This window comes from Serratia sp. CY76391, from assembly GCF_052166695.1.
Lineage (GTDB): Bacteria > Pseudomonadota > Gammaproteobacteria > Enterobacterales > Enterobacteriaceae > Serratia > Serratia nematodiphila.
Genome location: NZ_JBJNOJ010000001.1, coordinates 964,370 through 982,258 on the forward strand (window position 1 = coordinate 964,370; position 17,889 = coordinate 982,258).

Below are 17,889 nucleotides of genomic sequence, written 5' to 3' on the forward strand. Positions count from 1 at the left end.
GCCTTCTGGTGCGTAGGGATTTTTTTATCCGGGAGTGAAGATGAAACTTTATATCGCCAATACCACCAAGCAACGCCACGACTTCGCCTATCGCCAGCCTGAAACAGGCCGACTGATTTACCACCCAATCAATGCCGGCGCGCAATCCGTCGTGTTGGACGGCACCCGGGGGGAAATTGATTTGGTGATCCAGCAGCATGGCGTTTATGGCCTGATCGACGCCACGAAAATCGACCAGAACCGCGTTTATATCGGCCTGTGCTACAGCATCGACAAGCCGGTGCAGTCGCGCATCATCGAAAAAGCGATGCGTGATAACGACGATCACCTAAACCGCGCCGCACATGAACGCCGTCAGGCGTCAGTGATCGCCACCAACAACGCGCTGAGCGAACAGGAAAGCGGTTATCGCGGTGAATTGGAGGTGAGCGCAGAACAGCGAATGAACGCCAACGAGGACAAGGACGAAACCCAATTCGTTGACGAAACACTGGCCGTTAGCACGGGCAAAGGAAAGAAAAAATAAGCGGGGTGTGTCATGCCTGAACTGGCCGGTTTTATCCTGTTTATCCGAAACACGATGGGCGTTAGCGCTGACGTGTTACCCGACGATGATCCGAGCGTTAACCTTGCCTGGTCAATGTCAATGGACTGGGTGAACGGGCAGCTCGCTTGTATTAGCCCCGTTCTGTATTCGCAGGCCGTATACAACCTCGCGGCGTCATTTCTCATCAATTTTGGCCCCGAGGCGGTATTCGGTGAACTCAGAAAAACGCTGGGAACCAATAATTTCACTGCCGGGGTGATCAGCGCCTCAGCGGATGAATCGACCAGTCAGACCCGGGTCGTCAGTGATGCCTTTAAAAATCTTTCGCTCGCGGATCTGCAACAGCTTAAAGATCCGTATGGTCGTTGGTATCTGGCTATTGCGCAGCAGTACGGGGATTTGTGGGGGCTGTCATGAAACTCCATCTTGGCGTCCTTGATCTTCCCTATGAGAACGAGGCCACGACGACCGGCGACGTGGCCGACATTCTCGAAGGGAAATATCACATCATGCAGACGTTCTTCGATCGGTACGGCGAGGATATTGCGCGGATGATGAGTGATGACCTGGCCGCCGGGCTGGAAAATCTGCTGGCGGGCGCGCCGTTGCCTTCGGATCCGTTCGCGGAATCCATGTCGCAGGTGCATCACCTCTTTGTGGCGTTTCTGGACAATGCCGAGATGAACGGCACGGAAGGCGTACCCACGAAACGCGCGCTGGACGGTATCAGCAAGCGTTTCAAAGGGAAAAAGGGTGAGGTGCGGCCTTCATTTATCGATACCGGTATGTTCCAGGCCTCAATGCGCGCCTGGATAAGCGGGGTGCTGAATGCCTTCCCTCAATGAATTATCCCAGGCTAAAACGGAGCTTAACGCATCGTTGGTGCAGGGGCTGGAGGATATCAGCCGATCGGCTTCGGTGACGTTCACCAAATACGTCCGCAAGGTGCTTCCGCTGGATGGCTTTGTGTTTTGGGTAAAGGCGTCGATTGCCGATGATCCGGGCAGTGAACCGGATACCAAGGACGTAAAAGGCTACTTGCACCTGACAACGGAAAGCATTCAGGACGAGGAGCAGCTCTACGACAAAAACGTGGTGACGTTTACCGCGCAGGCCGATATCGACCCATTCAATGATATTGGCTCCGAGGTGCTCTACATCGGCGAGTTCTACGGCATCCGGTTTGCATTTTCTCGCCGTTCCGGGTTGAACGAACCGGCCAATATTTACCACTACACCGGGCACGCCATTTACCCGCACATGATGTCGCAGATCATCAACTCACCGGCCGACATCGATCTGGCGGATGTGGTGGTCTCCAGTTCGCTGCCGATCTGGCTTTCATTGAACCAGTACATGCCAATGTTTCCGGCCATGCTGTCAATGCAGAACCTGGCGCCACCGTATGCCACGGTGAAATGCAGTGACCCGGTACCGGTCGCCGGCGCTTTTTACCTGGATGAAAAATCCAACCAGTACCAGCTGGTTTCCGAGGATGTGACGATTTCGGTAACCGGTCTGCGCAATGCATCCGTAGAGGACTTTCTCCGCTACGTCCAGCAATACACGCTCAGCGATGATGCCGAGATGGGCGTGATGAATATTCCCGTGGTGCAGGATGAGCGCGTGACCCAAAACGAGCTCAACATCATCGCCATGCGGAAGAAGATTAAATTTCGCGTCAATTACTATCAGCAGCGGATGAGGAATGTCGCCCGCCAGCTGATCACGTCCGCCATCCCGTCCATTTATGTGGAGAAATAATTAAATGGCCATAGTGAATATTAATGTATCGGTCACCAACCCACCGAAGCCGAGCCAACTGCTGAAATCCGGCGCGCTGGTCTCTGTCGGTGGGACGACGCTGGCACCGGGCAGTTACGAGCTGCTGACGTCAAAAGACGACCTGAAAACGATTGTCGCGCCGGCTAAAACGATCACGGCAATCGCCTGGGCAACGAATACCGTCACGGTGACGCTATCTGAAGCGCATGGTTGGGCCAACGGAGACAAAGTGCCGGTCGTGATCTCCGGTGTGGAGCCTGAGGGGTACAACGGCGCGTATACCGCAACGGTGACCGGCGACAAGGCGTTTACCTATACGTTAAGCACCAATCCGGGTAACGCAACAAAGATGGGATCCGCGCTATCCGTCGCAGCCGGTGAAATCCAACAGATGAATACCACCTACTGGGCGCAGGGGAGCAGCCGTGCGGTTTACGTGCTTGAACTGGGTGAGTTGAGTGTGAAGGCTGCGGTCGAGGCACTAAGCAAATTTATCGACGAAGATATTTCGCTGGGCAACACCTATCAAAAATTCTTCTCCTACCTGATTCCCCGCGAATGGGATGAAGAAGCCACATTCAAGACACTGGCGAACAACTACACCTCGCCGGGATCGCTGGTGAAGTTTTTTGTCACCACCACCATTGCCACCTATGAAGCCTGGGCGACGGGTAAATACCCGAATGTGTTCGCCGGCGTAGAGGCTCCGGGGATTGGCGCCACTGAGTTTTCTATGGCGGCTCCGTTCCAGTCGTCGCTGGCCAACGATCCGAGCTCGTCGAATATGGTGCCGCCGATGGCGTTCCGCTTCATGTATGGCGTGACGGATTATCCGCCTGCCGGGAACGGCAAGCTGCTCAAATCCCTGCAGGACAGCAACATCAACTACATCGGCACGGCGGCCGAGGGTGGTTTAAGCAACAAGATGCTGGTCGCCGGCCATATGCTGGACGGCATGCCGTTCAACTATTGGTATGCAGTGGCCTGGTGCGCCATCAATCTGGAGATGGATCTGGCGAATGAGGTGATTAACGGCTCCAACACCACCGTTAACCCGCTTTACTACGAGCAGAACGGCATCGACCGCTTGCAGCGCCGCGGGTTAAAAACGCTGCGTTCAGGCATCAGCTATGGGCTGATCCTCGGCCAGGTGATCGACACAAAACTCAGCCAGGACGTCTTCAACGAAGAGTACGAGAAAGGCACCTATGCCGGCAGCGCGGTGATTAACGCCGTGCCGTTCGCCAACTACACCAGCCTGAATCCGTCCGATTACGCCGATGGGAAATACAGCGGCCTGAGTGCGGTTGTTACACCGAAGCGTGGTTTCGAGTCCATCACCTTCAACCTCAACGTAACCAACTTTGTGGGGGCGTAATAAATGCCAAATCCATTAGTACCGCAGGGATTCCTTAACCGCGTCCGGGGCGCGGTGAGCATTACCGACAAGCCGGCGTTAAACGTCACGGCGTCATTCCTGGGCAAAGAGGGGATCAGCATGCGGCCGGATACCGCCGCCACTGACATTATCCCCACGATGACCGGCACTGTGGGCAGCCAGGCACCTTACCAGCAAGTGACCTTGACGGTGCATTTGCTGAAAACGCAGGGGCTGGCCGCCAGCTATCAACGGCAGTTTGCAACTGATACCGCATTGGGGGAGGTGGTGGTTACCCCGGATGCGACGACCTTCGGCAACTACACCATTCTGAACTGCTATCTGGTGAATTTTAACGAAATCACCCTCAACGGTACGGATGCCGGCTTTGTTGCGACAATTTCCGGCTACCTGACCACCAATGACAAGATGTGGGATTGATGGGTATGAAAATTGACAGAAAACTGAATTTCGTCAGCACGATCACGCGCGAGGACGGATCGCTGGTGTACCTGCACGTTGTGCCGTTCCCGTATGAGGTGGTGCAGGAGAACTGTGTGTTGTTGGGGAACATGTTCCACAACTTCTTCACGTCAGTAGGGACAACCGCCGCGCCGCGCGTGGCCGCGATGATGCTGAGAAACATCCTGAAAGCACAGCAGGATGCCGGGGATCTTCCTGCGGGTACCCCGACGCTTGTCGATGATATTCAGCGCCTGACCACCGTGATCTTCAACGATAACGGCGTATGGCGCCCTGTGCCGCTGGAGGTGGCATTTAAGCAGGAAATCATCGATCCGGATGAATACCGCGAGGTTGAGGGTGAAGTGGTGTTTTTTATGGTCTCCTCTGCTATTCAGAAAGCCAACCTGATCGCCCCGACGGTGGGGAAAACGCTCGAAATGTACAGTGGGCAACTCGTCTCATTGAACGCTACGGCGTTTCGCGATTCTTTACCGACGTTGAAGACGGCTACCGATACCCCGACCCCGCCAGCCCCGCAGGAACTGTCGTACATTCCCTCCTGACCTGGGCCTACTGTGAGGGGTTCCGGGAACTCTGCCGGGAACTGGATTTTGGCGACTACAAAAGCCCGCTCCATTTCCGGCAGCGGTTCATTCTGGAAGAAATAAGACAGAAGGGCTATTTCAATGGCAGCTAAATCCGTTGTTGAAATTGATGTTCAGGACGAGAAATTTCAGGCGTTCCTGGAAAAATTCAATGAATACCAGAAGGCGCTCGAAGAACTTCCGGAGCAATGGCGAGGCGCGGCGCAGGGGATCGGTGATTCAGCCAAGCAGACGGAAAAGGTGCTGGGCAGCACGGAGGCGATAGCTCAGGCCTTCAACGAAGGGATCGCCGCCGTCGCGTCCATTAACGAGGGGCTCGACCGCCTGAATGGCAATCTCGAAAAGGCCAATAAAACGCAGTCCGAGTTCAACAAGAAAAGCAGCGGCGCGCGCAAATTCCTGAGTAAGGCCAGCAAGGACGCGAAGAGTCTGGCCGGCCACATGAAGGACGCCACGACGAGCCTGCTTTCATGGGGGGCGGTGCTGGGGCTGTTTTCTGGTCTGGCCGGTGCGGGTGGGCTGTGGGGTATCAACCGCCTGGCGGGTTCTGCTGCTTCGCAGCGGTTCACGGCTATGGGATTGGGAACCACTGCCGGCGGTCTTAATGCCAGCGCGGTGAACTATCAGAAGGTGCTCGGTAACCCCGTCGGCACGCTGGGCGCCATTCGGGACAGCCAACTGGACCTGAGCAAACGCTGGCAGTTTAAGGCGATGGGGATTGATAACCCCAATCAGGATCCGGCGACCCTGTTGCCGCAGATGATAAAAAGCGCGCGCGATATCTTCGTGCGTAACGGCAGCACCCAGCAAGGCGCGGAAGCCTACGGGCTGACCAACTACTTCACCCTCGATGATCTCAATCGCTTCAAAAAAATGAGCGACGCTGAGATCGATGCGATGACCAAGCAGGCGCAAAAGGATACGCAGCGCCTGCAACTGACGGACCAGCAGTTGAAGCAGTGGCAGGATTTCAACATTCAGCTGGATCGAAGCAAAGTCGGCATAGAAAACACCTTCATTCGCGGATTGGCACCACTGACGCCTGAGCTGGGGAAACTCTCCGATGCTTTCTCCGGCGCGGTGGATACCGTCCTTAAATCCCCTGAGCTGGGGAAATGGCTGGATGGGCTGGCAGATGGCATCCGGCGGTTCGGTAATTACCTGGCCTCGCCCGAGTTTAAAAGCGACGTGGAATCGTTCATGACCGGTGTTGAGCGGTTAGGGCGGCTGATCGGCAAGGTGATTGACTGGGTAACGGGAAAAACCGATATCACGCTGGACGATGTGAAATCTCATTCTTCCATGCTCAGCGACCAAAAGCGGACGGATCCGCAGAGCGGTCAGACATACACGCCGGGTACTGACGACGATCCGCATGTTTGGGGATGGCTGAAAGGCGTCAAACACTTTTTCTCCAGTGGCAAAGTTGAGCCTGTCGATGCGCGTCCGGCGGACGTGAGCGCCAAGGGCAGGACCATTGCCGATCGCTTCAATAACCCGGCCAATCTGCGCGCGGCGGCCGGGTATCAAACGGCGAACACCAAGAGCGGAAAATTCGCAGTGTTCCCCACGCTGGATGAGGGCGTGCTGGCGGCGGCCAAACAGCTCCAAATTTATGGCACCAGAGGCGTCGACAACATCCACGATATTGTCGGCAAATGGGCGCCACCGAAGGAGAACAACACGCGGGCGTACATTGATCATGTCACCAAGGCAACCGGCCGCTCCGAGTTTGAAAAGCTGAACCTCAACGATCCGAAAGTGTTGGCCCAGCTGATTTCTTCAATGTCGGTCAAGGAGGGGATGGGGAATCGCCTCAGTGAGGAAAAAGTCACCCGTATAATCAATAACGCCGGCGGTGCGGTCGGCAGCGTGAAAGAGCAGTATGCGGCTGTTTATGGGGAGGGACGTCCCGGAACCCGTCAAAACCTCCCCGCGCCAGCCCCTCAACAGGCATCGGGTAAAACCGATCAGATATTGCAGCAGATCCTGGACAACCAGAGGCGAAACAGCAGCGCCGGCGTGGTGGTGTACAACAACACCGGCGGCAGCGCGATTGTCTCGAGCACGCAACTCGGAGGATTCGGTTAATGGCATTTACGCGCGAGCTCTACAAATTGGGGTTTGAAATCTCCCCGGTGATCCTTTGCGACGGCGTGGCGCAGAGTATCCCTGGGGGGATGTTGCCGATCGTGGCGCTGACGCAGAGCGCCAGTTATGTCAGCAACCTGCTGGGCGGCGCGGCTAATCTGACAGACCTGGATAAATATTTCTGCCACTGGCGCGCCGCGCAGGGCGCAAGCATGGTGGATTACGATATCGGCCGCTATCCCTTCGCTAACCAGGCGGTCGCCGCGAATGCGCTGCTGGCGCAGCCGCTGCGCATTCCCATGCTGATGGATGCGCCAGTGAATGAAAATACCGGCGCGCTGACAAAGCTGGTCACGCTCAGCGCATTGCAGGCCGTCCTGCAGGCGCACGCCAACCTTGGCGGCACGTTTGTTGTGGCCACGCCGTCGCTGATTTATAGCGGCTGCATCCTGCGCACCGTTCGGGACGTAACTGGCTCGAATGATCCGCTGCCGCAGCGTCAATGGTTGTGGGACTTTGAACAGCCGCTGATCACTGAAACCGGTGCTGAACAGGCGATCAACAGTTATTTGAGCAAGATTGATAACGGCGATAAAACTACGGAAAGCGCCTGGACCAATACGGTTTCCGCACTCGGGAATACCTCCCTGGGTAGCAGTGTTTCGGATGCAGTGACCGGGCTTATCGGTAAATTGAGCGGGGCGTTTAATTTATGAGCACAACACTTTATCCGTTTTCTGGTAATGAGCAGAAAAGCATGATTTTTACGCCGATGCTCGATGGCGAGGTGTATAACTGCCAGACCAAATGGAATATTGCTGCGCAGCGCTGGTATCTCAATATTACTGACAACTCAGGAAATCGCCTGCTAACCACCCCCATGATCGACTCGCCGGTGGGCTACGACATTAATTTGCTTATCGGGGCATTTACGAATACGAAAATGGTGTGGCGATCTTCATCGGGACAAATAGAGGTAATCAACTGATGCGGTATTACGATATTCAGATTTTTACCCCACCTGATAAAGACGGCAATCCCGGAAAACTCTTCAAGCAATATTCCAGCCTCAAAAATGGGGTTTTCAATCCCGGCAATTTAATGATTGAGTTTGATATCCAGCGATTTGGCGAGTCTACACCCAAAGGGCAAAGTTGCATCACGATTTGGGGGATCGGCCCGAAAGATATGCAGCAGGCCAGACAAAACATGTTTGGCATGACGATAAAAATGTGGGTGGGTATGTCGAAAGGGTTGCCGTTGGCAAAACCTGCACAGCAAGGGCTGGTCTTGGAGGGAACGGTGTGGCAGGTGCTGGGAAACTGGCAGGGCACTGAGCTACGGACTGACCTGATTGTAACGGCGGGGGCAGTCTCTGCGGTGAATCCCGCGCCGTTGGCACCCATCAACTTAACGCTGCCGTGGAATAAGGGAATAAAACTGTCTGTCGCATTGACGCAATGTTTCCAGAACATGGGCGGTGATTATCGTTACTCGATAAGTATCAGCGACCGGCTGGTGAATAACTACGACAGCAACATGTTTTGCGGCAGTCTGTCCGAGCTGGCAGCGAAACTAAAAGCGCTGAGCAGAAATATTATCAGGGATGATAAATATTCTGGCGTAGAAATAACGGTGGTGAATGGTAAGGAGATCCGCGTCTTCGATAATGATTTTGACAACCATATCGACAAGGATTCGAAAAAAAGCGCCAGTTACCGCAACCAAAATCCAATCCAGATAGCGTTTACCGATTTGGTCGGTCAACCGACGTGGGTGCAATTTGGCACGGTCAGTATTCCCTGCGTCATGCGCAGCGACATTCAGGTGGGGGATTATATTCGGATGCCTGAAAAATTGCGGCCGATGATACAAGCCTCCTCCTATTCCCAATTCCGAGATGATGCCGCCTTTACCGGTGACTTTCTGGTTTCTTCTGTGCGGCTCCTTGGCAACAGTCGGCAGCCGGACGCTAACAGTTGGGTGACGGTGCTTGAGGCCCATCCGACAGGGGGAATGGCTGCAACATGAGCATTGAAAAAAAACAGAGTTTCGCTGGAAACATGCATCGGTTCGCCGAACAAAAAATCGCGGATGCCATGCAGATGGCCGGTAAGGTGCTACCGGCCTCGGTAGTGAGCCGATCGGGCAATATGGTCACGGTGTCTTTCCTGCTGCGCGATATTCCTTTCATGTTGCCGCAGGTCACCCTCCCATTGTTTGGGCCGCAGTATATCCGCTATCCCATGCAGCCGGGGGATCGGGGGATCGTCCTCCCGGCGGATACGTATCTGGGCGGTGCCAGCGGACAGGGCGGCGGTACAGCCGACCTCACGCCGCCGGCCAATCTCAGCGCGCTGGTGTTTTTGCCGATCAGTCACACGGAATGGGAGAGCGTCGACGGCCAAGTTCTCACGTTGTATGGCCCGGAAGGCGTCACGATACGCGATGCCGGCAGCAAGACGACGTTTCTGCTGACTCCGGAGAGCATCACGATTGCCACGCCTGAGCAGTTCAAGGTCACGGTGGGCAGTACCGTGTTGACGCTGACAAATGGCTCATGGTCGTTGATCGGCCAGAGCGGAACCCTGGCGGATGGGCAGGCCAGCACCAGTCCGGCCATTATGCATGAGGGCTGGCAGCAGCTGCTTACCTGGGTGAATTCCCATCAGCACAGTAACGGCAACGGTGGGCAAAACACCGGCGGGCCGACAACGAGTTTCGACGGGAGCATTACCGAATGAGAACGTACGGGCAAGACGAATCCGGCAAGTGGGTCACGATCGCCACTGATGCGAACGGCTTCAACGATGCCGTCTATCTCACCACGCTGGTGCAGAATCTCAAGCTGGCACCGCAGGAGTCCCCTTTTTTCGCGAATCACGGCATTCCCGCCAATGGTTCGGTGATCCAGCAGATTATCCCCACCTTTTACGTGAACCGGCTGCAACAGCAATTCAGCGGCCATTTTTCTTCACTTCAGATTGCACTGACCGAAGTTGATCCGCCGGTGTACGACATTTCGGTTATCACCAACTCGGGCTCGAAAATAGTGGCGAAGGTGTATGTATGAGCGATTTACCCGTTATTTATGATATTACCGGCCCCGTCGCCAAAACGGCGGAAGAGCTGCGCCAGCAGGTTATAGAAACGGCGACGCGGCTTTCACCTGGGATCACGACCGATTTACCGGGTTCATTGATTGAGGACATGACCAGCACCAGCGTCGGCGCGCTGCTGGTTTGCGACCAGGCGCGCGTTGATCTGATCAATTCTTGCAGCCCTTATGGTGCGAACGTTCACCTGCTGAAACAGCTGGGAGCTATCTACGGCGTGCAGCAGGGGGAAGGGACGAACACCTCGGTGTATGTCGTATTCTCGGGACCGCCCGGCTTTGGTATTCAAAAGGGGTTTACCGTTGGGGATGGCACCTATTTGTATACCGTGAGACGGGACACGGTGATCCCCGACAGCGGGCAAACCGAGCCGGTGTATTGTCTGGCCACCACGACGGGAATATGGGCGGTGCCGGCAGGCACGGTTAACCAGGTGAAAACCTCCGTGCCGGAGTCGTACCAGGTAACTTGCACCAACCTGACGGCGGGTCTGCCGGGGACGGACGAACAAAGCCCCGCGTCGTATCGTGCTCAGGTGATGCAGGCCGGGATGTTTGGTGTGCAAGGCACGCCCGACTGCTACCGCTCCGCGCTGAAAAAAGTGAACGGCGTACAGGAAAACCTGATTTCGTTCCGCCAGGCGACGCTCGGAAAATGGGTGGCCGTCGTTGGTGGCGGAGATCCTTATGAAGTCGCCTATGCCATTTATAAAGCCGTGCCGGATATTTCCATTTTGACCAACGATGTCTCGAATCCATCGGGGGCGGAGGTGGAAAAGAAAACAATCCCGATCACGGTCTATCCCGACGTCTACCAGGTGCCTTTCGTGGTCCCATCGTCGCAAAACGTGGTGGTGCTGATCACCTGGAACTCAGCGTCGACGACCTACATCGATCCGGCCGGCGTTGCAAAAGCAGTGCAGCAGAACATCGCCGATTACGTGAACGCTATCGCCGTTGGCCAGCCGATAAATATTTTCCAGATACAGGACATTTTTCTGAAATCGGTTGAGGGGCTCGTTGCCGCGTCGCTGCTGTCAATGATCCAGGTGCAAATCGGGATCAACGGCGCAATTAAACCACCGGCACCGGAGTCAAGCCTGGTTTATGGCGACACCTACGCCTATTTCTCCACCTCGGCGGCACAGATACAGGTGAAGCAATATGCAAGCTCTAATTGAGAAAATCATTCCTGCTTACCCGTATACGCAATATAACGCCGATCCCAACATCGTCGCGTTCTTCACCGCCTATAACACGTTGGCGCAGGGGTATCTCGACTACCTCAATGCGCTTAATTTGCCGTGCTGGACTTCTCCCTCCATCACGGGGGAGTTGCTGGATTGGATCGCGCTCGGCATTTACGGGGAAGGGCGGCCATTACTGCAAATATCTGAGGATGCGATCGCCCGCGGTGCTTATAACACCATCGAGTACAACGCCATTCCTTATGCCGGCCTGAAAAATTACGTGCCGGGTTCGGCGTCATACGTACCCGATGATTATTTTAAACGGATCCTGACCTGGAATTTTTATAAAGGTGACGGCTCGCACTTTTGTATCGACTGGCTCAAGCGCCGCCTGGCGCGATTTATTCATGGCACGAATGGCATCGATCCGCCGTTGCAAAGCACCTTCGATATCAGCGTGACGGTCAATAACGGCGTGTTCACCATCACGATCCCCGATTATGGCGATGGCGTCGGCTATTTCTTGAAAGATGCGATCAGCCAGTCTCTGGTCAAGCTCCCCTTTGTTTATACCTACTCTGTAACGGTGGTTGCACAATGATTATTGGATTTGGAAACAACGTCGTGTCGTCGTTGGCAGCTGATATTACGGCGACTCAGACCACAATACAGGTGATGCCAGGCGCGGGCGCGCTGTTCGCCGGTCTGCTCACTTACGATTACGCCAACGACTCAAACCCCCTCAAGGTCTACGCGAAAATTACGCTCACGGATGCGAAAGAAACCGTGTTCGAAGTTTGCCACCTTACCGCAGTCAACAACGATATGCTGACGGTTGTGCGCGGTCAGGAAGGCACCGCGGCTAAGGGCTGGTCCCTGAACGATGTGATCGCCAACTTCGCGACACGCGGTTCAGAAAATCAGTTCGTGCAAATCGAACAACTGCAAAGCGGACATTACACGTCGGCGGTGGCAGGCGGTACGGCAAACGGGTTAACGCTGGCGCTGCCGGCAACCTATTTCCTGAACGGCTCGACGGACTGGGCATTAAAAACGCCTATCCTCATTTACCCCACCCTGAACAATACCGGCGCCAGCACGCTGCAGTTAACGATGGGTGGCCGTGTGATGGGAACTTACCCGCTGGTGAAGGGGAGCAACACGGCATTACGCGCGGGGGATATCGTTGCCAAAAATCCTTTCCTCGCGGTGTTCAATGCGGATCAGGGGCGGTTCATCGTTTTGAACCCGACCACGGATGTTGGCTCCGTGCGGACGGTAAATTCAATCGGCCCAGATGTCGGCGGTAATGTTACGTTGAAGGCACTTGATGTTGGTGCATTACCGGTGTATCCCAGCGCCCTAACAGTAGACCTGAACACCATCGGCGCACCGTCCCAGGCGGGTGTTTACTGTCAAACGGAGAATGCCGGAGCAACGACGGCCAAACACTACCCGTTAAATCTGGCGGGCACGCTGCTGGTCACTCCCAGCGCTTATGGTTGTCAGCAGGAATACACGACTTACAGCACGCGGCAAAAGTTCGTGAGGGGGCTGACAGGCCCCTGGAACGGCAAAGATGGCCCGTGGTCGGATTGGGCATCTCCTCCGGCGTACGGCTGGGGTATGGGTCCACAGCATCGCGATGATGCCTACAATAACGTGGCCATGATTTACCGCGTTAACGGCACATCGGCCAATGCACCGGGTTCTAACGTCTATGGCGTAATAAGCCTGCCGTGCGACGGTGGTCCCTCAACGAGTTATCTGGCGGTACAGAATAGCGGTCGGGCGTTTTTCGGGTATTCAAATTTACCGGCAAATGGTGTGATTTGGACAGAGGCTTATACCGTCAAAAACCCGCCTACTGCTGACGTCATCGGTGCGGTGAAAAAAATCGGCGACACCATGACCGGCCAGCTGATTACCCCAGCCGTTGCCACTACGCCAGGAGCAATACCGTGGGGTGCAGGGGCGTATGCCGACCAGTTAAGTTCACAAGCACCATTCTTCCAGCCTAACTGGCAGTGGGAGCCGAGTACTGGAGGCATTTTCGTTCCGATAGCTAAAGGCACTTCAACGCGTAAAGGTCAGGGCTACCCTACGGCAGTCACCTACGGTTACCTTATGCCGGGTACTAATGAATTTGCTCATCCCACCATACACGTACGTGGTGATAACAATTTTGAATGTGTCTGGGACTTCAACCCACAATCCGGTGCTATCAGCAGTAAAGCTGGCACAGTTGCCGTACTCGACCTCGATATACCGCCGGGGATTATCCATGCATGGCCTGGTGAAACGCCACCTGCAGGGTGGTTAATGTGTAATGGCTCCGGGTTCAATACGAGTCAGTGCCCGCGTCTGGCATGGGCTTTCCCCGGAGGGCAGTTGCCTGACCTTCGCGGCGCATTCCTGCGCGGTAAGGATAACGGCAAGGGCGTTGACCCCAACCGTGGGTTGTTATCCATACAGCCTGGTCAAGCGCCGGCATCCGCCATTGGCGGCGGTGAATGGGGTAACTATGCAGGGCGAGACACCGGCCATACCGTCGGCACCGGGACAGATAACACCGGCACTTACCGTGTCATGCAGGAAACCGAACAGCAGCGCGAGACCCGCCCCTACAACGTCGCAATCAACTACATCGTGAGAGCAGCATAATGATCACACCAAAATACAACCTCGATTTTGAACAAGCCGTTTTAGGCCCCGAAGGCTGGTCGACAACTGCGGGCTGGATATTGACGTATCAGTGCGCCTATAGCACCACGCGTGAGTATACGTCCTGCTACTGGCAATATTGCCCGCAGGGTGTTGGCATCGCGGCTGGTTCCTATACCGACAAGCCAACGCTGCCCACTGAAGGCAACAAAGCCATCCGGCGCACGGAGGATGGCACAGCCTGGGAAATAGTCGATGATTTCCGTGGACAACCCGCATATAGCACTGAAACTGGTGAGGCCCGAGAAGTTGATTATCTGGGGCCGGTTCTTGCCGGCTGGACGCTGCTCGCTCCGCAAACACCGTATGACAAGTGGGATGGCAATAAGTGGGTGACCGACAAAGAAGCCCAGCACGCTGCCCAGGTTAAGGAAGCGGACGAAAAGAAAACTCAACTGATGAGCGAGGCCACCACAGCTATCGCACCGCTGCAAGATGCTGTTGATACAGGTATTGCCACGGAGGACGAAACGCGCCAGCTCACAGCCTGGAAAACCTACCGAGCGCTGTTGAGCCGCATTAATCCAGAGGGGGCACCAGATATTAAGTGGCCTGAGGTGCCAGCTTAAGTACTCCGCGGTGTTGAGTATTTTAAGCGCAGTGTTGATCGTGTACACTGCGCTTGACTCTCAATGTTAGGTATAAAGAATGAAAATCACTGGCACTTCAATTTTATCGCTAATAGTTCTTGGTATTTCATATCAGGCAGGCGCGGCATCGTTTGACTGCGCAAAAGCTAAAAGCTTTGCGGAAAAAACAATTTGTAATGATGCGAAGCTATCTAAAGATGATGATGATTTAAAGTATACGTATGGGAAAGCTAAAGCATCAGCCCAAGATCGGAAAGCATTTTCTGAAATAACAAAAACCTTATGGAATTCAAGAGAGAGATGTCAAGATTACGCTTGTGTTAACTCATGGTATGATACAGCTTTTGGGATTTATTCTTCCATTGTGAAAACTGGTATTCCAGCAACGAATGGAAAAAATGAATTCATAGGAAGGGAAGGGCGACGTGATAAAAAACCACCTGAAGCCAGCATTGAAACTAATGCGGGCAATTCAAGCAATAAGGGAAGTAAGGATTTTAGTCTGTATGACTCTAATGAAAGGGCTGCGCCAGTTGAACATGATGCTGTTTTGTTCAGCAACACACCAGAAGCATTTTCCTTTATAGATAAACTTGTTTTGTTTACCAGGAGTAGCTCCTACAAGTGCGACTCGGTCAGTGCCTTCAGGCCTCTAATGATGTCAAATGGATACTCTTTGATTTGTAATAAATACAGTTATAAATATGAAATAAAAGACAATGGTGGGAATGTTTCTGTCAGTGTTGATAATTAACAATGAAATTTCTGGTGAATGCCAGTGTGTTTATAGATTAAAAGCCCGATCACCTGGGCTTTTTATTTTTATCATCAACATATTTTTCTGCAACTTCGTCAATAACTTTTTTAAACTTATCCTTGTTGTTTTCAACGAAACTAGAAACCATCATATTCATAAACAGTTGATACATCTCATCTTTATTCTGGCCCGCAGTATAATCTGAAAAGTTAACTGGTTTGGATTTTATTATTCCCTTGGCAATCAGCGCATTAGAAAGTAGTTCGATAATTTCTGAATTTAAAGATCTATTACTTAATGATGCACTTTCCAGTAGGTATTCTTTTAGTTCGGTTGTCATCCGTATGTTGACCTGAACATCTTTTTTCGCCATATCCACACCCCCACAAAAATCCATGTTGACATGTTAGCATTACGCTACTACAGTAGCAAATGATAGCATTTAGCTATCAAAAAGATAGCAGCTAGGGGTGACTATGAAGGTAGTGAGGGGAAGGCGGCAAAAAAATATACGTATGCCCGAGGAGCTTAACTGGAGGCTTAAAGAGGCAGCAGTAAAGAATCGACGTTCGGAAAATGATGAGATTCTTTATCGACTCGAGCAATCCTTCGTTCAGGAAGGAGGGGGGAATGGACAGCAATGAGATCATCGCTATGTTTGATAAAAGCACGCTACCGCTGAGTAAGGCCCGTTCGTTACTCAGGGTTCTTGCTGTAGCAATCAACTCTAAGGACCCAATACACAATGAGCATTTGATCAGCGGTATTGAGGTGATTGAAAATTTGATTGAAGAAGGACTGAAGGGCTTGGGTGTAGGTTTTAGTCAGTGTAGTGATGCCCAGGCGGCGGCAACCGCCAAGGCATCCAGTGCAATTCCCGCGACCAACGAGGAAAAAGACCATGCTTAGTTTAGCAAATGACGAAGCGATAAACAAAGCCGCCACCATGTCCAGCCGAGAGATCGCAGAACTGACGGGGAAACGGCATGATCACGTTTTGGCCGACTGTCGTAAAATGTTCGAATCGCTCAATATTCAATCTACCGAATTTTCGGGAGATTACCAAGATGCCCGTGGACGCACCTATCAGGAGTTTTTGTTAGACCAAGATCTGACCATGACGCTGGTGATGGGTTATAGCATCCCACTGCGCCATAAAGTGGCGAAGCGGTGGCGGGAATTGGAGTCGGCTGCGCCAGCGCTTCCCCAAAACCTGCCCGAGGCATTACGCCTTGCGGCCGATCTCGCTGAGGAGAAACAGCGGCTCCAGTCTCACGTCAACCAACTCGAGCATCAAGTGTTTGAAGATGCGCCAAAGGTAGAGTTTCATGACAAGGTTGCCGTTGCTCCTGGGGCAATGAGCGTTGCGCAGGCTGCCAAAATCTTGGGAACTGGCCGTACCAGGCTGTTTCAATTTCTGCGACAGATTGCGTGGGTTACGCGCTATAACGAACCCTATCAGGAAAAAATCGAAGCTGGCTATTTGGATGTGAAACTTGGCAGTTGGGATCACCCTGATCATGGAGTGCAGCAATCGGTAACAGCCATGATTACCGGTAAAGGTTTAACGAAACTTCAAAAATTGTGGGATGAAAGATAGTTAGGAACCCGACTAATTACACTCAACACAATGGCCCTATGTCGTTCTTAGGGCTTTTTTATGCACCCTGTATATCAGAAGATAGGCCTAGAGCATGTGGTAACATCATGAATTTACAGTGCCTGTTTATTGATCCATGTTCTGATAATTTTCTCAATTTGTTGTTTTTAAAAATGTTAACGCTGAATTTAAAATCCCTCGGCTTATGGCTGTGCGGGTTCAAGTCCCGCCCCGGGTACCAGGGAATAAAAATACCGAATAATCAAAGCAATAAGTAGTAATGTCGTAACCGCCGAGAGGCGGTTTTTTTGTTTTTACGCTCCCATTCCTAACATCATTCCTAACATCGATGATCCGCGCGCAAGCTGGACGAGTCCTACATGCACCTTGAAAAGCAGTGCGGCACCGAAAACCGTAGACGAGTATGCACCGACTGTTGAGGTTGAGGGGGGCAAATGGGACGAGTTCAAGGCTGACCCTGAGATGCAAGGATTCCTCAAGGCGGCGCACGCCAAGGGTATCACCAACGATCAGATGGGGTTTATCCTCGGCGAGTACATGAGCCGCGCTCCGGCGATGGTGGGCGACACCGCTGAGCTTGATCAAGAGGCGGCGGCTACCGAGCTGTGCGGCGCGTGGAAAACCGATGCTGAGTTCCAGAAAAATCTCGGGCTGGCGCACCGCGCGTTTATGTCTCTGGCTGACCCCTGCTGACCAAGGCAAGATGGACGAGATCGGCAACAACCCGATGGTGATCCGCATGCTGGCTAAAATCGGTGCGGAGATGGGTGAGGATACGCCTGTAGGCAATGGCCAAATCAATCTCGAAGAACAGCAGTGCATCCGCGGCCTGATGAAGTACGAGGCATACTCCAACCCAAAATATGCCGTCCACGAACGTGTATCTGCCCAAGTGTGCGCGTTCTATCAGAAAATCTATGGGGATCAAACAATCGCTTAAGAGAGCTGAGAACATTCGGCTATTACATTGAATTATTGGTCGCTTAACAGGTCCATTTGAAATAAATAGTCACTGCTAATG

General features: G+C 53.3%; 24 protein-coding genes. 23 read left to right on the plus strand and 1 reads right to left on the minus strand.

Going from position 1 to position 17,889, the window contains the following annotated elements; genetic code table 11:
* Positions 1-40 precede the first annotated feature (40 nt).
* The 18 genes from ACJ8PN_RS04850 to ACJ8PN_RS04935 all read left to right on the plus strand — a co-directional run bounded on the left by ACJ8PN_RS04850 (position 41) and on the right by ACJ8PN_RS04935 (position 15,244).
* Positions 41-526 carry a hypothetical protein gene (locus tag ACJ8PN_RS04850; protein ID WP_070914871.1) on the plus strand — a complete coding sequence of 162 codons (486 nt, stop codon included), beginning with the start codon at positions 41-43 and terminating at the stop codon, positions 524-526.
* A gap of 12 nt (positions 527-538) precedes the next feature.
* Positions 539-964 (plus strand): hypothetical protein, encoded by a 426-nt coding sequence (locus tag ACJ8PN_RS04855; RefSeq protein ID WP_070914872.1) that lies wholly within the window; start codon positions 539-541, stop codon positions 962-964.
* Positions 961-1,392 (plus strand): hypothetical protein, encoded by a 432-nt coding sequence (locus ACJ8PN_RS04860; RefSeq protein WP_049233128.1) that lies wholly within the window; start codon positions 961-963, stop codon positions 1,390-1,392. The genes ACJ8PN_RS04855 and ACJ8PN_RS04860 overlap by 4 nt, the downstream gene beginning before the upstream one ends.
* Entirely contained in the window at positions 1,376-2,311 is a 936-nt protein-coding gene (locus ACJ8PN_RS04865) for a hypothetical protein (protein ID WP_442534659.1), read from the plus strand. The genes ACJ8PN_RS04860 and ACJ8PN_RS04865 overlap by 17 nt, the downstream gene beginning before the upstream one ends.
* 4 nt (positions 2,312-2,315) lie before the next feature.
* Positions 2,316-3,710, plus strand: coding sequence for a hypothetical protein (locus tag ACJ8PN_RS04870; protein WP_147839207.1), 1,395 nt, complete (start codon positions 2,316-2,318; stop codon positions 3,708-3,710).
* 3 nt (positions 3,711-3,713) lie between these two features.
* A complete protein-coding gene (locus ACJ8PN_RS04875; protein ID WP_261464137.1) occupies positions 3,714-4,151 on the plus strand; it encodes a hypothetical protein in 438 nt (145 codons plus the stop codon).
* The gene (locus ACJ8PN_RS04880) at positions 4,151-4,738 is read left to right on the plus strand and encodes a hypothetical protein (RefSeq protein ID WP_080479047.1); all 588 of its coding nucleotides are present in this window, start codon (positions 4,151-4,153) and stop codon (positions 4,736-4,738) included. Before ACJ8PN_RS04875 ends, ACJ8PN_RS04880 begins: the two co-directional genes overlap by 1 nt.
* A 123-nt stretch (positions 4,739-4,861) precedes the next feature.
* A complete protein-coding gene (locus tag ACJ8PN_RS04885) occupies positions 4,862-6,871 on the plus strand; it encodes a hypothetical protein (protein ID WP_342125337.1) in 2,010 nt (669 codons plus the stop codon).
* On the plus strand, positions 6,871-7,587 hold the full coding sequence (locus ACJ8PN_RS04890) for a hypothetical protein (protein ID WP_048321458.1): 717 nt from the start codon (positions 6,871-6,873) through the stop codon (positions 7,585-7,587). Before ACJ8PN_RS04885 ends, ACJ8PN_RS04890 begins: the two co-directional genes overlap by 1 nt.
* Positions 7,584-7,859, plus strand: coding sequence for a hypothetical protein (locus ACJ8PN_RS04895; RefSeq protein WP_048321459.1), 276 nt, complete (start codon positions 7,584-7,586; stop codon positions 7,857-7,859). Before ACJ8PN_RS04890 ends, ACJ8PN_RS04895 begins: the two co-directional genes overlap by 4 nt.
* A complete protein-coding gene (locus ACJ8PN_RS04900) occupies positions 7,859-8,902 on the plus strand; it encodes a hypothetical protein (protein WP_147839211.1) in 1,044 nt (347 codons plus the stop codon). The genes ACJ8PN_RS04895 and ACJ8PN_RS04900 overlap by 1 nt, the downstream gene beginning before the upstream one ends.
* The gene (locus ACJ8PN_RS04905) at positions 8,899-9,615 is read left to right on the plus strand and encodes a hypothetical protein (protein ID WP_442534660.1); all 717 of its coding nucleotides are present in this window, start codon (positions 8,899-8,901) and stop codon (positions 9,613-9,615) included. The genes ACJ8PN_RS04900 and ACJ8PN_RS04905 overlap by 4 nt, the downstream gene beginning before the upstream one ends.
* Positions 9,612-9,944, plus strand: coding sequence for a hypothetical protein (locus tag ACJ8PN_RS04910; protein WP_049235278.1), 333 nt, complete (start codon positions 9,612-9,614; stop codon positions 9,942-9,944). Before ACJ8PN_RS04905 ends, ACJ8PN_RS04910 begins: the two co-directional genes overlap by 4 nt.
* Positions 9,941-11,167: a baseplate J/gp47 family protein gene (locus ACJ8PN_RS04915; protein ID WP_274851216.1), complete on the plus strand. Its 1,227-nt coding sequence runs from the start codon at positions 9,941-9,943 to the stop codon at positions 11,165-11,167. The genes ACJ8PN_RS04910 and ACJ8PN_RS04915 overlap by 4 nt, the downstream gene beginning before the upstream one ends.
* Positions 11,151-11,777: a hypothetical protein gene (locus ACJ8PN_RS04920; RefSeq protein WP_048321463.1), complete on the plus strand. Its 627-nt coding sequence runs from the start codon at positions 11,151-11,153 to the stop codon at positions 11,775-11,777. The genes ACJ8PN_RS04915 and ACJ8PN_RS04920 overlap by 17 nt, the downstream gene beginning before the upstream one ends.
* The gene (locus tag ACJ8PN_RS04925) at positions 11,774-13,840 is read left to right on the plus strand and encodes a tail fiber protein (RefSeq protein WP_442534661.1); all 2,067 of its coding nucleotides are present in this window, start codon (positions 11,774-11,776) and stop codon (positions 13,838-13,840) included. Before ACJ8PN_RS04920 ends, ACJ8PN_RS04925 begins: the two co-directional genes overlap by 4 nt.
* Positions 13,840-14,469, plus strand: a complete 630-nt coding sequence (locus tag ACJ8PN_RS04930; protein ID WP_442534662.1) for a tail fiber assembly protein — start codon at positions 13,840-13,842, stop codon at positions 14,467-14,469. The genes ACJ8PN_RS04925 and ACJ8PN_RS04930 overlap by 1 nt, the downstream gene beginning before the upstream one ends.
* 79 nt (positions 14,470-14,548) lie before the next feature.
* Positions 14,549-15,244, plus strand: coding sequence for a lysozyme inhibitor LprI family protein (locus tag ACJ8PN_RS04935; protein ID WP_442534663.1), 696 nt, complete (start codon positions 14,549-14,551; stop codon positions 15,242-15,244).
* 49 nt (positions 15,245-15,293) lie between these two features.
* On the opposite strand, the gene ACJ8PN_RS04940 is transcribed toward ACJ8PN_RS04935, so the two are convergent.
* Positions 15,294-15,620 (minus strand): Arc family DNA-binding protein, encoded by a 327-nt coding sequence (locus ACJ8PN_RS04940; RefSeq protein ID WP_442534664.1) that lies wholly within the window; start codon positions 15,618-15,620, stop codon positions 15,294-15,296.
* Positions 15,621-15,723: 103 nt separating this feature from the next.
* Here ACJ8PN_RS04940 and ACJ8PN_RS04945 point away from each other — a divergent pair, with 103 nt between their 5' ends.
* The 5 genes from ACJ8PN_RS04945 to ACJ8PN_RS04965 all read left to right on the plus strand — a co-directional run bounded on the left by ACJ8PN_RS04945 (position 15,724) and on the right by ACJ8PN_RS04965 (position 17,808).
* Positions 15,724-15,891 carry an Arc family DNA-binding protein gene (locus tag ACJ8PN_RS04945; RefSeq protein WP_442534665.1) on the plus strand — a complete coding sequence of 56 codons (168 nt, stop codon included), beginning with the start codon at positions 15,724-15,726 and terminating at the stop codon, positions 15,889-15,891.
* Positions 15,878-16,156, plus strand: a complete 279-nt coding sequence (locus tag ACJ8PN_RS04950; protein ID WP_442534666.1) for a hypothetical protein — start codon at positions 15,878-15,880, stop codon at positions 16,154-16,156. The genes ACJ8PN_RS04945 and ACJ8PN_RS04950 overlap by 14 nt, the downstream gene beginning before the upstream one ends.
* Complete coding sequence (locus ACJ8PN_RS04955) at positions 16,149-16,847, plus strand: phage antirepressor KilAC domain-containing protein (protein WP_442534667.1); 699 nt, start codon at positions 16,149-16,151, stop codon at positions 16,845-16,847. The genes ACJ8PN_RS04950 and ACJ8PN_RS04955 overlap by 8 nt, the downstream gene beginning before the upstream one ends.
* Positions 16,848-17,330: 483 nt before the next feature.
* Positions 17,331-17,561 carry a hypothetical protein gene (locus ACJ8PN_RS04960; protein WP_437189069.1) on the plus strand — a complete coding sequence of 77 codons (231 nt, stop codon included), beginning with the start codon at positions 17,331-17,333 and terminating at the stop codon, positions 17,559-17,561.
* Entirely contained in the window at positions 17,494-17,808 is a 315-nt protein-coding gene (locus tag ACJ8PN_RS04965) for a hypothetical protein (RefSeq protein ID WP_228009665.1), read from the plus strand. The genes ACJ8PN_RS04960 and ACJ8PN_RS04965 overlap by 68 nt, the downstream gene beginning before the upstream one ends.
* The last annotated feature ends 81 nt before the right edge of the window (positions 17,809-17,889 follow it).